Consider the following 15062-nt stretch of genomic DNA (forward strand, 5'->3'; position numbering starts at 1 on the left):
TTGTTGGTGTCTGACAAAAGTCTAGGACTGTGGATCAGCGTCAGCCAAGCGTCCGAGGATGAGAGCGATTCGCAGAGTGAACGCGGAGCGAACATCGGAGGGTGACCAGCCGGTGACATCAGTCACACGTCGGAGCCGGTAGCGCACGGTGTTGGGGTGAACGAACAGCATTCGTGCCGCGCCCTCCAGACTGCTCGCCTGTTCGAGATAGACACTGAGCGTTTCCAGCAGCGCGGAACCGGCCTCTTCCAGCGGTCTGTAGATCTCCTCCACCAGCTGCTCACGCGCGGCGGGATCGGACGCAATGGCGCGTTCCGGGAGGAGGTCGTCGGCCAGAACCGGCCGCGGAGCGTCCTGCCAGGCCAAACACGCCTTGAGCCCGGCCGCCGCCGCCTGGGCCGACTTCGTGGCCGCCAGCAGGTCGGGCACCACGGGCCCCGCGACCACCGGTCCTGCGGCATAAGGGCCGATCAGCGCCTTGGCGACCTGGATCGGATTGTCGCTACCGCCCGCGATCACCACGAGACGGTCCCCGAGCACTCCGGTCAGTACCTGGAGCTTGGCGTGCCGGGCGGCGCGCCGAATGGCCTCGACGGTCAGTTCGCTGTCCCCGTCCGGAGCGGTGCCGAGGATGACCGAGACGTGCTCGGGCGAGTTCCATCCCAGCGCGGCGGCCCGGGACACCGCGCCCTCGTCGGCCTCGCCCGACAGGACGGCGTTCACCACCAGGGACTCCAGGCGGGCGTCCCAGGCGCCACGGGCCTCGGCCGCCTGCGCGTACACCTGTGCGGTTGCGAAGGCGATCTCACGGGCGTACACGAGGAGGGCTTCCCGGAGCACCGATTCGTCGCCCGGCGCGGCGACCTCTTCGATCGCCGACTCCATCACCTCGATCGTCGTACGCACCATCTCCACGGTCTGGCGCAGGGTGATCGCCCTGGTCAGCTCGCGCGGGGCGGTGCCGAAGACATCGGTTGAAATGGCCTGGGGCGTGTCGGGGCGCCGGAACCACTCGGTGAACGCCGCGATGCCGGCCTGGGCGACCAGGCCGATCCACGAGCGGTTCTCCGGTGGCATCGCCCGGTACCAGGGCAGCGACTCGTCCATGCGTGCGATGGCGTTCGCGGCGAGCCGGCCGGATGACTGCTCCAGGCGGCGCAGGGTCGCGGAATGCGGGTGGGCGGCGTTCGATGCAGGTTCGGGCACGGGGACAAGAGTGCCTTATCAGGACGCCGTAGCTAAGTGCCGGGGTTCGTGGACGGTGCACAGGACACGGCCGGGCCCATGGCGGAGGCTACGGTGGGCACGTGATCGATGTACGGCGTTCGGATGAGCGCTACAGCGGTGGCGAGCCCGCACGGGGCATCACCACCCGCCACGCCTTCTCGTTCGGTTCCCACTACGACCCGGACAATCTTCGCTTCGGTGAGCTCATCGCCTGCAACGAGGAGCGTCTGGAGCCGGGGGCCGGCTTCGACGAACACCCCCACAGCCATACCGAGATCGTCACCTGGGTCGTGGAGGGCGAGTTGACCCACCGCGACTCGGCCGGCCACACCACCGTCGTACGGCCCGGGGACGTCCAACGGCTGAGTGCGGCGAGCGGGGTGCGGCACGAGGAGCGCAACGACGGTGACACCCCCCTGGTGTTCGTCCAGATGTGGCTGGCACCGCGCTCCCACGGGGGCGAGCCCTCGTACGAGGTGGTGCGCGCGATCGGGGACGCCGAGCCCTATGAACTGCCCGCGTCGGGTGCGCTGCTCCACATTCGCCGCCCGGCGGTGGGGGAGCGGACCGAGCTCCCCACGGCGGCGGCGGTCCACGTCCATGTCGTCCGCGGTCAACTCCGGCTGGGCGAACACGACCTGGGACCGGGTGACGCCGCGCGGGTCACGGACGGCCGAGGGCTGGAGCTGATCGCGACCGCCGGACCGGCCGAGGTGCTGATCTGGGAGTTCACCGGCTGAGCCGCTCGGTGTGGGCTCAGCCGGCAGCCGAACGCAGTTCGGCGAGCACGGCGTCCGTGAACGGTGGCCACGCCTCCACCGCCCACGCTCCGAAGGCCCGGTCGGTCAGGGCGACACAGGCCGCGCCCACCTCGGGGTCGATCCACAGGAACGTCCCCGACTGACCGAAGTGCCCGAAGGTGTGGGGCGAGGAGGAGGCGCCGGTCCAGTGCGGCGACTTGCCGTCCCTGATCTCGAAGCCGAGTCCCCAGTCGTTCGGCCGCTGCCGGCCGTACCCGGGCAGCAGTCCGTCGAGCCCGGGGTGCACGACCGTCATCGCCGTCAGGACCGTACGCGCGTCCAGGAGCCGTGGCGACTGCACCTCGGCCGCGAAGCGGACCAGATCGTTCACCGTGGAGACGGCGTCCTTCGCCGCGGAACCCTCCAGCGAGGTCCCCGTCATGCCCAGCGGTTCCAGGACGGCCTGGTGCAGATACTCGGCAAAGGGGATGTCGGTGGCCTTGGCCACGTGGTCGGCCAGCACCTCGAACCCGGCGTTGGAGTAAATCCGACGCGCCCCCGGCTCGGCGCTGACCTTGTGCTCGTCGAACGCCAGCCCCGAGGTGTGGGCGAGGAGATGGCGCACCGTGGACCCCTCGGGTCCGGCCGGCTCGTCCAGTTCGAGCGCACCCTCCTCGACGGCCACGAGCACCGCGTACGCGGCGAGCGGCTTGGTGACGGAGGCGAGCGGGAAGCGTCGGTCGACCGGACCGTGCGCACCGGTCACGGTGCCGTCCGCGCGTACGACGGCCGCCGCCGCGGTCGGAACGGGCCAGTCGTCGATCATTGCCAGGCTCTGCATGACCACGAGCCTAAAGGGTCAGCCTCATGGCCGGATCGGGGGTCCGGACGAACCCGAGGGAGGCGTAGAGCGGTTCGGCCTCCGGCGACGCCCGTAGCTCGACCCGGGTCAGGCCCCGCTCCCGGAACCAGTCCAGCAGGGCTTCCACACAGCCGCGGGACAGTCCCCGACGGCGCATGTCGGGGTCGGTGGCGACGCTGAAGAGATGGCCGTTCGTACCCCCGGGGTTGCCCGGACTGCCGAGCCGGCGCTCCACGGAGCCCACCGCACAGGCGGCCAGTGCGCCGCTCTCTGCACGCTCCGCGACGAACGCGGCCAGGTCAGCGTCCACGGGCGCGAGCCGTCTGCGCAGATCAGCGATCGCGACCGAGATCCACCTCCCATCGGGGTCCGGACTGCCGTAGGAGTCGAGCATGACTTTGCGTAGTCGGATGAGTTCTTCGGCGTCGGCAGGTGTGGCACGGCGAATGCGACTCATGGCCACGAACCTAGAACGGTCCACAGAGCGATCTCCACCGGATTCCGCTTGCTTGGAGTGCACTCCAAGGTCCTAGCGTGGAGGACATGACGCTGACCGAGAGCAGCACCACCAGGGAGCGCATCTGCTTCGCCCCCGCCGAAGCGCTTCCCCGCCCCGACGGCCGGGACCTCTACACGATCAGTGAGGTCGCGGACTTCACCGGACTGAGCGCACACACCCTGCGCTGGTACGAGCGGATCGGGCTGATGCCCCACGTGGATCGCTCGCACACCGGGCAGCGGCGGTTCAGGAACCGCGATCTGGAGTGGCTGTCCCTGGTCGGAAAGTTGCGGCTGACCGGAATGTCGGTCGCCGACATGGTCCGCTACGCCGAACTGACCCGGGTGGGGGACTCCACCTTGGCGGAGCGCCGTGAACTGCTGGCGCGCACCCGCCGGGATGTCCTCACCCGGATCGCGGAGCTCCAGGGCACCCTCGCGGTGCTGGACTACAAGATCGAGTTCTACGCGGACCGCCAGCAGGCGGCCGACTGACCGCTCGGGGCAGCCCGGTCGTGTCCCGTCCTCAGGTGAGACCTGACGGTCGAACGCCCCGTTCACCGCCCCGTCCACCGGCCCGCTCACCGTTCCGTCGACCGTCGACCGTCGACCTCCGACCGACTCCGATCGACCTTTCGACTGATCACTTCCCCTGAAACCGAAACGGACTGAATCTGATGGACACCAGCAGGATCGCATCGACCCGACTCGGCACCCACGGGCCTGCGGTCGGTGTGCAGGGCCTGGGCTGCATGGGCATCAGCGAGTTCTACGGGACCACCGACGAATCCGTCGCCCGCGAGACCCTTGACGCCGCCCTCGACGAAGGCGTCACCCTCTTCGACACTGCCGACGCCTACGGCCGCGGCGCCAACGAACGGTTCCTCGCGCCCTTCTTCAAGGCGAACCGCGACCGGATCACGATCGCCAGCAAGTTCGCGATCGTCCGCACCGACAACGCGGACCACCGCGGTGTGCGCAACGACCCCGCCTACGTCCGGCAGTCCATCGACGCCAGCCTGTCGCGGCTCGGCGTCGACGTGATCGACCTCTACTACATGCACCGCCGCGATCCGGCGGTTCCGTTGGCCGAGTCGGTGGGCGCCATGGGCGAACTGGTCACCGCGGGCAAGGTTCGACACCTCGGTCTGAGCGAGGTCACCGGTGCCGAACTGCGCGAGGCGCATGCGGTGCACCCGATCACCGCGCTCCAGTCCGAGTGGTCCCTGTTCAGCCGCGATGTGGAGCACAGCGCCGTGCCCGCGGCGGTCGAGCTGGGCATCGCCTTCGTCCCGTACTCACCGTTGGGCCGCGGCTTCTTGACCGGGTCCTTCACGGACGCTGCCCGGGACCTGGCGGCCGGCGACTACCGTTCCCACCAGCCTCGGTTCACCGGTGACAACGCGCGCCTCAACGCCGCACTGCTGGAGCCCGTGCGGAAGATCGCCGCCGCACACGGGGCGACACCCGCGCAGATCGCCCTGGCCTGGGTCCAGCAGCGTGCCACGGTCCACGGACTGTCGGTGGTGCCGATCCCGGGCACCCGCAGCCCCGGTCGTGTGCGCGAGAACACGGCGGCGACCCGACTGACGCTCACCGAAGCGGAGTTGACGCAGTTGGAGCCGATCGCGGGTCAGGTCGCCGGGGACCGCTACCCGGACATGACCTGGACCGCGGTGGCACGCGAAGGGTCCTGACCGCGCCGCCCACCCTTCCGTAACAACTCTCAGGCGAGCCCCAGCGCAAAGACGGCGAATCCCGCGGCGAGCACGCCCGCTGCCGCCCGACGGACCCCCGCCGATGCGCTTCCCGTCCGCCACGGCGATTCAAAGCCCCGTGCGTACCGTCCGATCAGTATGAGCAGCCCGGCGAACAGGGGGAGGAAGGCGATCCGGGCCAGCACCCAGCCGAGGGTGTCCGGGGCCGTGGTCAGCCCGGGCACCGCCCCCCCGAACGACACCGGCACGGTCGCCGCCAGCATCGCCGTCTGGTGCCAGCACAGGATCGTCATCGCGGACAGGTTGATGACCACGACGGGGGCCCAGAGTGCGGGCCGCGCCAGCAACTTCGCCAGTCGGCCGCGCAACAGGATCGCGGCACCGCTCTGGACCATGGCCAGCGCCAGGACCAGCAGCGACGGCGGGTGGGAGTTGGTGCGGGCCTCGCCCGGAACACCGACCATCGACGCCGGGTAGTGGAAGACGGCGAGCAGCAGGGCGAACAGTGCGGCGCCGCCGATGAGCAGTCCACGGGCGTGCCGCCGGGTGATGCGGCCCTCGCCCCAGCTCACTCCGAGCTGATAGGCGAACAGCCAGCCGGGCAGGATGTTGAGCATGCTCAGCCAGGAGGGCATGGCATCCGCGTACGGCCCGTACCGCAGCAGGTCCACGACGGCCACGCTCAGCAGCAGCGGGGCGGCGGCCCATGCGCCGAGCCTGCGGGCGGCCCGGATGCAGTAGGGCGTCAGTGCGGTGACCACCAGATACACGCCGACGAACCACAGGGGTTGGACGACCAGGGTGGAGCCGGTGCGCAGGGTGGTGAGGGGCACCCCGACCGCGTACAACACCGGGAGCAGCACGGCCCACACCGCCGTGACACCGAGCACGGGCCGACCGAGACGGGCCGTGCGCTGGCGCAGCCACTGACCGGTGGTCCCGGTGTGCCGACGGAAGGACAGCACGGAGGAGTAGCCGCCGACCAGGAAGAAGATCCCCAGCATCTGGAGCACCCAACTGATCGGTGCGAAGAAGCCGAAGGAGGCGAGCGGACTGGCGTTGCGCAGTGCGCCGTCGTCGCCGAGGGCGAGACCGCCCAGGAGCCAGTGGCCGAGGGGGACGGCCAGCAGGGCGAGCGCCCGCAGCCCGTCGACGGCGCGGTCGCGGTGTGCGGGGGTGCGGGCCTCGATCCTCGCGACCGTCGCGGCGAACGTCATCGTGCGCCTCCCGTCCTGGCGATGGCGGCGAACGCGTGGAGCGAGTCGGTGCCGGGGGCGAAGTAGCCGCTGTGCCCGTGGGCCTGGCGGGCCGGTACGGGGCGGGCGCCGAAGTCCGGGTCGGTGGGGTCGTTCCCGTGGCCGAGCCCCAGGAAGCGCACATGGGGCACCTTGGAGATCCAGTCGTCGGCGCTCTTGGCCGCCCACACCGGGGTCTTCAACTCCCTTGCCGAGTCGGCGCGCACCCCGGGGGAGCCGAAGACGACGATGCCGGAGGCGTTCAGGCTCTCGTCCCGTGCGCCGAGTCCACAGACGACGGAGCCGTAGCTGTGGCAGAACAGCACAGGAGCCGGTAGCGCCAGCGCCTTGAGGCCCTGCCCGAAGCGGGTCAGCCGCACGGCACCTGCTTCGGCGAGCTCTCCCGTGGCGGCGTCGAGACCGACACCGACGGGTGTCGTGTACCCCGCCCAGGCGATGACGGCGGTCCCACTCCCCGCCGCGGTGCGCAACGACTTGGCCATCCCCGTCGGCGTGCCGTAGGGGTCGCCGGTCCGATCGAAGGTCCCGGCGTCGATGTCCGCCCCGGGCACGACCACGGACACGGTACGGGCCCGCTCCAGGTCCCCGTACACCTCGGCGACCTGCCCCCGCCCCCGGGGATCGAAGGCCAGGATCTGCCGCCCGGGAGCCGCCAGCCGCTCGAAGGAGGTGCCGCGCACGGCCAATGAGTTGGCCCGGTAGCGCAGGGCGACGGGTACGCCGTCCAGGTTTCCCACGACGAGCGGATGCCGTCGCACGAGCTCTCCCTGCTGCGGAGGGCTCAACGTACGGAAGAAGCCGGCCACCTGCCGCGCCGACGCGGTCGACGGGTGCGGCAACGCCCGTCCGATGGAGCGGTCTTCGACCCAGGCGCCGGTGCCGGGCGGAGGCCCGGTGACCGCGCGCTGCGCACTTCCCGACGCCCATCCGGCGGTTCCGGTGATGACACTGGTCGCGAGCGCGACGGCCAGCAGGGTCCTCTTGTAGCGGCGCATCGGCCCGTCCCCTCCTTCTTCCGTTGTGTGTGACGGGAGGAAGGTAGGAAGGCGACGGGTCGCGGATCGTCACCCCGGGGAGCCAAGCCGGGGATGCTACTGGGGTAGGGGGTGTAGGGGTCGTGCGCTCACATCGGCGGTTGAAGCGCGCGGTGCCGGCCGGAACTCGTGATCAACGGTGGCCGGGTTTCGGCGCCGATGGCCGAGCGGCATGGACGAGCCCCGACTCGTATGCGCTGATGACCAGCTGCGCACGGTCCCGAGCCCCCAGCTTGCTCAGCAGCCGGCCCATGTGGGTCTTGACCGTGCCGCTGCTGAGGTGGAGGTACTCGCAGATGTCGGTGTTGGACAGTCCTCGTGCCACGAGCACCAGGACCTCGCGCTCCCGGGCGGTGAGGGCCTCCAGTGCGGGGGCCGGTGGGTGAAGCGGTCGCGCCGGCGGGTGTCGCGAGGTGTGCCGGCGAGCGGTCGTCCCGTGTCCGGATCGACGTCTGCGGCGCTCCTCCCGGCCAGTTTGAGCCGTGCCCGCACCCCACGGCCCGAACGGGTCCGTGCGGCGAGCGCCGTCGATCGCTACGACGACCCCGGGCGCACCAACCCCGACTCGTACGCGAAGATCACGGCCTGTGCGCGGTCCCGCAGGGCGAGTTTGGCCAGCACCCGCCCGATGTGGGTCTTCACCGTCTGCTCGGCCAACACCAACTGCTCGGCGATCTCCCGGTTCGACAGGCCCCGGGCGATCAGTTCCAGCACCTCCGTCTCCCGTGGTGTCAGGCCCTTGAGCCTCAGCGACGGGTCCTTGCGCGGTGCCGGTCGCTGGGTGGCGAAGTCCGCGATGAGCCGGCGGGTCACCGAAGGCGCGAGCAGGGCCTCCCCGGCCGCCACGATCCGTACCGCGGCGATCAGATCGGCGGGCGGTGCGTCCTTCAACAGGAAGCCCGAGGCCCCGGCGCGCAGCGCCTCGTACACGTAGTCGTCCACGTCGAAGGTCGTCAGCATCAACACCTTCGGCACATGGATCACCCCCGGCGGCGGGGAGAGGATCGCGCGGGCTGCGGCCAGGCCGTCCATCTCCGGCATCCTGACGTCCATCAGCACCACGTCCGGATGGGTGGTGCGGGACACCTCCACCCCCGCCCTGCCGTCCGCGGCCTCGCCCACCACATCGATGTCCGACTGTGCCGACAGGAGCGCGGCGAAACCGGCGCGCACCATGGCCTGGTCGTCGACGATGATCACACGAATGGTCACGAAGGATCCTTCGGGCCGACTGGCGGGGTCAGGGGCAGTTGGGCGGCCACCGTGAAACCGCCGTCGGGCAGTGGTCCGGTGTCCAGCCTCCCACCGGTCAACCGTACGCGCTCACGCATTCCGACCAGGCCGTGACCGGTGCCGGGATGGGACTCCAGGGGTGCGGCGCGTTCCTCGGCGGGGCCGTTGACGACCAGGACCATCAACTGCTCGCCGTCCGAGGTGATGGACACCCGCGTCGAGGCTCCCGGCGCGTGCCGAACCACGTTCGACAGCGCCTCCTGGACGATCCGGTACGCCGACAGATCGACCGACTGCGGCACCGCCCCGGCCGGCGGACTCATGGTCAACTCCGCCGGCACCCCCGCCCGCACCGCCGCCTCCACCAACTGCTGTACGCGGGACAGACCCGGTTGCGGTGCCAGTTCGCCCTCCGTGCCCTCGCTGCGCAACACGGTCAGCAGTCGGCGCATCTCGTTGAGCGACTCCCGGGAGCCGGCCGCGATCGCCGCGAACTCCTCCTGCGCGGCGGGCGGCAGACCTTCGATCCGGTACGGGGCCGAATCTGCCTGGACGGTGATCACCGACATGTGGTGGGCGACCACGTCATGGAGCTCACGGGCGATCCGGGTGCGTTCCTCCAACAGGGTGCGCCGGGCGCGCTCGGCCTCGCTGATGGTCTCCTGGGCGACCAATCTGCGCTGTGCGTCGCCGCGTTCGCGCAGCGCGCCCGTGACCACTAGGACCACCCCCGTCAGCACGAACAGCAGTACATGAACGCCGTCGCTCAGCGTCTGGGAGACCAGTTCGAAGACGATCCCGGCGACACCGGTGGCCAGCCAGACCGCCACCAGGGTGCGGCGCGGCTCCCGTAGGCCCACGAAGGCCATCAGCAGCAGATAGCCGACCACGACCATGGGTGTCCAGGGCCAGGCCAGCCCCTCGGTGCGGTCCGCGCCCATCAGGGCCACCGCACCCAGCACATCGGCGGTGTAGATGATCCACCACGCCTTCAGCGGGCGGGTCACGGCGAGCAGCAGCGGTGCGGTCTGGGCGGTGGCCAGCGCACCCGCGAGGGCTCCGTTGAGGCCGTACCCGTTGGTCAGCACGTTGATGGTGACCGGCAGCAGCGCTGCGACGCCGGCGAAGGCGACGACGTACGGCAGCGCCCGCAGCCACGGTCTGCGGGCCGTGCCGAGCAGGGGGGCCGTCGAGGCGGACGGCGCCCGGAGGTCGGCCGTGAGGAAGCCCCAGCCGCGGCGGGCGGTGTGGAGCGCGCGCCCGCGCAGGTCGGGGGGATGGGGGGGAGGAGTATCAGACATGGCCTGGTCAGAGTAGGCAGACCGGTTCAGCGAAGCGTCATACCCAGGAGCCGAAACGGGTGTCATACCTGGGTATGACACCCGTTCGAAGGCCGCCGGAGGTCAGAGCTCCGCCAGCAGCTGCGCCTTCTTGGAACTGAACTCGTCGTCGGTCACCAGGCCCGCCTGATGCAGTTCGCCAAGATGTCTGATCCGCTCGGCGATGTCAGCCGGGTCGCGCCGTGCGGTGTGCAGGGCCAGAGCGGGCGCAGCGCCGGACTTCTGCACCGATTCCAACACCGCAGCCGCGAAGGGCAGCGACTCGTGCACCGGTCCGCTGCGGACGCCGAACACGACCGCTGCGGGGTCCTGGTCCACCCGCGCGGGGGGCGTGCTCCCCTCGCCGAGGAGGACGTCCGACCTGCGCAGCAGCCGCAGATATCCGTCGGCGGCTTCGGGCGTGCGCCACTCGACCCCGCTGAGCTCGCTCACCGCGAAGCTCTGGTCGCCCGCCTTCCACTTTGCGGAGGAGGCCCCCGTGCGGGACCAGCGGAAGCCGACGTGCCGACCGTCGAAGGACGCCCTTCCGTCGGACGCCTTGAACGTCAGCGGTGCGTCGGGGGCGGCAACGGCGTACCGCTCGGTGGGCCGGTCCGCGTCCGCGGCCAGTACTGTTCTGAGTTCCCCGGCATGGAACTCGGCCATGTCCTTGCCATCGGCCGGTAGCACCAGTCGATAGGGGTCGCACTCTTCCTTGAGCTGTCCGGCCGCGGCTTCCATCAGCGGGTCCGCGCCTGGTCTGGGCGCCGCGTACAGCACCACCGTCCCCCGCCTGCCCGGGGAGAGAGTCACCGATGCCAACGCCTCGTGGGGGATGCGGCGTTCATGGAGCGCCTGCAAGAGCTTCGGCGTTCGGTGTCCCCGTTCATAGCGGATGAGCACGGAGTCGGACTCAAACTCCCATGTGGCTTGAATTCCAGCCAATACATCACCCATACGCATCATCGTAGGCTGCCGGCGCTTCCACGTCGCCCCTTCGTCAGGTGTGCAATACACGGAGCTCTACGCGCGTCAGGCCGCTGCTTCACCGAAAATATCGTGGCCGCACTCGATGTCCGCGGGGGAGCAGACCACCTCGGCGTAGGACCCGACACCTATCACCGCCAGGTTGGCGATGCTCTCGGTGCCCGGCTCGAAATAGCCGCTGTGGCCGATCGCGCCGTCCGCCGACATCACACGTGCCCCGAACTCGGGAGCCATCGGATCGGCGCCGTGACCTAGGCCGCCGACCTGGAGATGGGGCACGTCCTCAATCCAATCATCGCGGTCCCGCATCGCCCACACCCGGGCGCGGGCGCGGAGTTCGGTCACATTGCCGGCGCGCATCCCCGGGCTGCCCGCGACCGCGATGTCGGTGACGCGGGGCGATAGTTCCCTGGCCGCGAGCCCGCACACCACCGAACCGTAGCTGTGGCAGAACAGGGCGATCTCCGATGCGCCGGGCAGTGCGTCGACCAGCCGGGTCAGTCGCGCCGCACCGTTCTCCGCGAGCCGCCCGGTGGCCGAGTCCATCCCGAGCCCGGCGGGGGTGATGTAGTCGGCCCAGGCGATGACCGCGGTACGGGTACGGGGGGAGGCGACGCGTTCGGCGGCGTAGAGCGACTGCGCCATGCCCACGGGGGCGCTGTACTTGCGGGCGCTGCGCTGGAAGGTGAGGAGATTGGTGTCGACCCCGGGGACGATCACCGAGACCCGGTCGGCCCGCTCCAGACTGCCGAAGACTTCGGCAGCCCTGCCGGAGCCGGACGGATCGAAGGCCAGGATCTGCCGCCCGGGCCGCATCAGGGCCTGGAAGCGATGGATCCGGCGCATGCTGTGGTGGCGACCCTCGGCATTGAGCCGGGCCGTCTTGCGTCGCTGGGTCTCGACGGCGAGCGAGTGGGCGATGGCCGTGCGGTTGGCCTGATAGCGCAGCGCGACCGGGGCGCCGTTGAGATTGCCGACCACCAACGGGAACCGCTGGGCGAGCCGATGGCTCCGGGCACGGTCGAGCGAGGCGAAGAAGGCGGCCAGCTGCGAGGGCGTGCTGTCCGTGCCGGGCAGGGCACGGCCGTCGACCCTGGCCTTGCGCCATGCCGTCGACTCCGCCTCGAAGAAGTCGCGCGGCGCGCTCCGCTGGCGTTCGGCGGTCCAACCGGTGGTGGTCAACATGATGAACACGACCGCGAGCGCAAGGAGACCGCGCCAACCGGCCAGGGCGGGAGAAGGGCTGAAAGGAGTCACTGCCCACCACCCTAGGAGAGACGTGATGGGCCTCGTCGGGACCGTGAGGTAACTCACGTGTCCAAGAGGGATATCGGGAGTGGAGGGGGGAAGGGCCGTGACTCGACGGGCGGTGGATCGTTGGCGCACACCCGCGGTAGGGATCCTGACGATCCGTCAGGGCCCGCGGTGCGTCAGAACCGGAGGGCCGTCAGGTCGGGACGCGATGCCGCGGGACCGTTAGTCACTGCTCACTGCTCACTGCTCACTGCTTCTACCGCTTCACCGTCGAGCGCGGTCTCGTTGCTCCCGTGCCCGCCGTGCCAGTCCTGGGCCAGTGCCGGACCCAGTTGCAGCAGATATCCGGCGGTCAAGTCCCGCAGGGCGTCCTTGCTGGGGTCATCGCCACGGCTCCACAGCTGTCCGGCCACCCTCATCACCGCACTGAAGGCCGCCACCAGGGTGCGCGGGCGTGGGTCCGCGTCGACATCGAGCCCTTCGCGCGCCGCGATCAGCCGGGCGACCTGCTCCTCCATCTCCGTGGAGCGGCGCAGATGCGCGGCGAGCAGGGCGGGCGTCGACTCGATCATGAGACAGGTCTGGAAGTGGATCTCGACCGGCGCGATCTGGCCGAGCGCCTCGTCGATGTGGTCCCAGCCCAGGAGGACCGCGTTCCGCAGGGCTTCGAACGGCACTTCGTGGGCCGGGCGCTCCTTCAGGAGTGCGCAGAAGCGGTTGCTGACGAGGTCCTGGAGGGCGAAGGCCACCTCCTCCTTGCTGGTGAAGTACCGGAAGAAGGTCCGCTGGGAGACGTCGACCACGTCCGCGATCTCATCGACGGTGGTCTGCTCGTACCCCTGGGAGATGAACAGCTCCAAGGACGCACGCACGAGCGCATCACGGGTGAGCTGCTTCTTCCGCTCACGCAGCCCGGTCGGCTCGGCCATGGGCTCGGCCGCCATCTGGCCCGTCACTTGACCCTCGATTCATGGTCTCTTGCACCGGACATTTCGCCGGATACTTCACCGGACACTGCGCCGGACGTCGCACCGCACATGCCCAGCGCGTTGAACTGATCGACCGGTTCAGCCTACCTGTGAGACAGATGACAGTAGCTGACTAAAGAAATCGTTTGTCAACTGTCAGAGGCTGTCACTAGTCTCATCGCATGACTAGTCAGACCACCATCGACAAGACGCCGCAGGATGACCCCCTGGGGCCACGCGACGTAGCGGCGGGTCCGGCCAAGGGGCTTCGCGGCCACCCTTGGCTGACGCTCTTCGCAGTGGCCATCGGCGTGATGATGGTTGCACTGGACGGCACCATCGTAGCCATCGCCAATCCCGCGATAGCCGCCGACCTCAAGGCCACGATGGCCGACGTCCAATGGATCAGCCACGGCTACTTCCTGGCGCTCGCCGTCACCCTGATCACCGCGGGCAAGCTGGGTGACCGCTTCGGCCACCGCCAGACCTTTCTCATCGGCATCGTCGGTTTCGCCGCGTCGTCCGCGGCCATCGGATTCTCCGAAGGCATCGTCTCGATCGTGACCTTCCGAGTGGCCCAGGGCCTCTTCGGAGCCCTGCTGATGCCCGCCGCGCTCGGTCTGCTCCGGGCGACCTTCCCCGCCGAGAAGCTGAACATGGCGATCGGCATCTGGGGCATGGTCATCGGTGCGTCCACCGCGGGCGGACCGATCGTCGGCGGCCTGCTGGTCGAGCACGTCAGCTGGCAGTCCGTGTTCTTCATCAACGTCCCCGTGGGCATCATCGCCCTGGTCCTCGGTCTGGTGATCCTCAAGGACCACCGAGCGGAGAACGCCCCCAAGTCCTTCGACGTCCCCGGCATCCTGCTGCTGTCGGGCGGCATGTTCTGTCTCGTCTGGGCGCTGATCAAGGCCGCCGAGTGGGGCTGGGGCGACGGCAAGACATGGGGCTTCATCGGTGCCTCGATCGTCGCCTTCGCGCTGTTCGCCTTCTGGGAGAACAAGGTCGCCGAACCACTGATCCCGTTGAAGCTGTTCCGCTCGGTGCCGCTGTCTGCCGGTGTGGTGCTGATGGTGCTCATGGCCATCGGCTTCATGGGCGGTCTCTTCTTCGTCACCTTCTACCTTCAGAACGTCCACGGCATGAGCCCGGTCGACAGCGGTCTGCATCTGCTGCCGCTCACCGGAATGATGATCGTCGGCTCCCCGCTGGCCGGTGCGGTGATCACCAAGGTCGGACCACGGATCCCGCTCGCGGGCGGCATGCTCTTCACCACGATCGCCCTGTTCGGCATGTCCACCCTGGAGACCGACACCAGCAGCCTGACGATGTCGATCTGGTTCGCCCTGCTCGGTCTCGGCCTCGCGCCGGTCATGGTGGGTGCGACCGAGGTCATCGTGGGCAACGCCCCGATGGAGCTGTCCGGTGTCGCCGGCGGTCTCCAGCAGGCAGCCATGCAGATCGGCGGCAGCCTCGGCACCGCGGTGCTCGGCGCGGTCATGGCCGCCAAGGTCAACAGCGACCTCGCCGGCAACTGGGCCGCCGCGAAGCTCCCGCCGCTGCCCGCCGAGCAGATGGAGCAGGCCGCGAAGGCCGTCGAGGTCGGAGTGGCCCCGGTCGGCAAGGGCACCCCGCCCGAGGTGGTTGCCAAGATCACCGAGGTCGCGCATGACACGTTCGTGTCCGGCATGGGCCTCGCCTGCCTCGTTGCTGCGGGCATCTCGGCTCTGGCCATCGGGGTGGCGCTGCTGACCAAGCGCGGCGCCAACGCGGAGGCGGGCGCCGGCGCGGCTCACATCTGAGCCGTTCCGTCCCCCGCGAGGCGTCAACCTCGTACCGCCAACAGCCCCACCGGGTCAGCCCGGTGGGGCTGTTCGCCTATCAGGGTGATCCCGCTCGGTGCCCCTGTTGTCGTCCTCGGGCCGTGGGTCAGGGTGCGGTCGACCGATTCATATGATCACGGGGG

At 69.8% G+C, this 15062-nt stretch carries 15 protein-coding genes; 4 read left to right on the top strand and 11 right to left on the bottom strand.

Features of this window, described 5'->3' with window-relative positions; all coding sequences use genetic code 11:
• Positions 1-21 precede the first annotated feature (21 nt).
• Positions 22-1206 carry a helix-turn-helix domain-containing protein gene (locus ACFXJL_RS10910; RefSeq protein WP_329018247.1) on the bottom strand — a complete coding sequence of 395 codons (1185 nt, stop codon included), beginning with the start codon at positions 1204-1206 and terminating at the stop codon, positions 22-24.
• Positions 1207-1307: 101 nt separating this feature from the next.
• On the opposite strand from ACFXJL_RS10910, the gene ACFXJL_RS10915 reads away from it, so the two are divergent.
• Entirely contained in the window at positions 1308-1967 is a 660-nt protein-coding gene (locus tag ACFXJL_RS10915; protein ID WP_358881171.1) for a pirin family protein, read from the top strand.
• 16 nt (positions 1968-1983) lie between these two features.
• Here ACFXJL_RS10915 and ACFXJL_RS10920 read toward each other — a convergent pair whose 3' ends face one another.
• Both ACFXJL_RS10920 and ACFXJL_RS10925 read right to left on the bottom strand, forming a co-directional pair.
• Positions 1984-2808, bottom strand: coding sequence for a serine hydrolase domain-containing protein (locus tag ACFXJL_RS10920; RefSeq protein WP_384691142.1), 825 nt, complete (start codon positions 2806-2808; stop codon positions 1984-1986).
• A gap of 10 nt (positions 2809-2818) precedes the next feature.
• The gene (locus tag ACFXJL_RS10925) at positions 2819-3286 is read right to left on the bottom strand and encodes a GNAT family N-acetyltransferase (RefSeq protein ID WP_384640831.1); all 468 of its coding nucleotides are present in this window, start codon (positions 3284-3286) and stop codon (positions 2819-2821) included.
• Between the two features lie 86 nt (positions 3287-3372).
• Here ACFXJL_RS10925 and ACFXJL_RS10930 point away from each other — a divergent pair, with 86 nt between their 5' ends.
• Positions 3373-3822: a MerR family transcriptional regulator gene (locus ACFXJL_RS10930; RefSeq protein WP_358881168.1), complete on the top strand. Its 450-nt coding sequence runs from the start codon at positions 3373-3375 to the stop codon at positions 3820-3822.
• Between the two features lie 182 nt (positions 3823-4004).
• Positions 4005-5024 (top strand): aldo/keto reductase, encoded by a 1020-nt coding sequence (locus ACFXJL_RS10935; protein WP_384640827.1) that lies wholly within the window; start codon positions 4005-4007, stop codon positions 5022-5024.
• A 29-nt stretch (positions 5025-5053) separates the two neighbouring features.
• Here the strand turns inward: ACFXJL_RS10935 and ACFXJL_RS10940 are convergent, their stop codons facing one another.
• The 8 genes from ACFXJL_RS10940 to ACFXJL_RS10975 form a co-directional block, all read right to left on the bottom strand.
• Positions 5054-6262: an acyltransferase gene (locus ACFXJL_RS10940; protein ID WP_384691146.1), complete on the bottom strand. Its 1209-nt coding sequence runs from the start codon at positions 6260-6262 to the stop codon at positions 5054-5056.
• Positions 6259-7296, bottom strand: a complete 1038-nt coding sequence (locus ACFXJL_RS10945; RefSeq protein WP_384691149.1) for an alpha/beta hydrolase — start codon at positions 7294-7296, stop codon at positions 6259-6261. Before ACFXJL_RS10945 ends, ACFXJL_RS10940 begins: the two co-directional genes overlap by 4 nt.
• A gap of 172 nt (positions 7297-7468) precedes the next feature.
• Complete coding sequence (locus tag ACFXJL_RS10950; protein WP_384691380.1) at positions 7469-7867, bottom strand: response regulator transcription factor; 399 nt, start codon at positions 7865-7867, stop codon at positions 7469-7471.
• A gap of 2 nt (positions 7868-7869) precedes the next feature.
• Positions 7870-8547: a response regulator gene (locus ACFXJL_RS10955; protein ID WP_384691152.1), complete on the bottom strand. Its 678-nt coding sequence runs from the start codon at positions 8545-8547 to the stop codon at positions 7870-7872.
• Positions 8544-9869 carry a sensor histidine kinase gene (locus tag ACFXJL_RS10960; protein ID WP_384691155.1) on the bottom strand — a complete coding sequence of 442 codons (1326 nt, stop codon included), beginning with the start codon at positions 9867-9869 and terminating at the stop codon, positions 8544-8546. Before ACFXJL_RS10960 ends, ACFXJL_RS10955 begins: the two co-directional genes overlap by 4 nt.
• A 102-nt stretch (positions 9870-9971) precedes the next feature.
• Complete coding sequence (locus tag ACFXJL_RS10965) at positions 9972-10844, bottom strand: DUF4429 domain-containing protein (protein ID WP_384640809.1); 873 nt, start codon at positions 10842-10844, stop codon at positions 9972-9974.
• Between the two features lie 75 nt (positions 10845-10919).
• Positions 10920-12131, bottom strand: a complete 1212-nt coding sequence (locus ACFXJL_RS10970) for an alpha/beta hydrolase (RefSeq protein WP_384640806.1) — start codon at positions 12129-12131, stop codon at positions 10920-10922.
• Between the two features lie 230 nt (positions 12132-12361).
• Positions 12362-13057, bottom strand: coding sequence for a TetR family transcriptional regulator (locus tag ACFXJL_RS10975; RefSeq protein WP_384640803.1), 696 nt, complete (start codon positions 13055-13057; stop codon positions 12362-12364).
• Positions 13058-13296: 239 nt separating this feature from the next.
• Here ACFXJL_RS10975 and ACFXJL_RS10980 point away from each other — a divergent pair, with 239 nt between their 5' ends.
• The gene (locus ACFXJL_RS10980) at positions 13297-14898 is read left to right on the top strand and encodes an MFS transporter (RefSeq protein WP_384691383.1); all 1602 of its coding nucleotides are present in this window, start codon (positions 13297-13299) and stop codon (positions 14896-14898) included.
• Positions 14899-15062: the final 164 nt, after the last annotated feature.

It is taken from the genome of Streptomyces sp. NPDC059256, from assembly GCF_042753785.1.
Classification (GTDB): Bacteria; Actinomycetota; Actinomycetes; order Streptomycetales; family Streptomycetaceae; genus Streptomyces.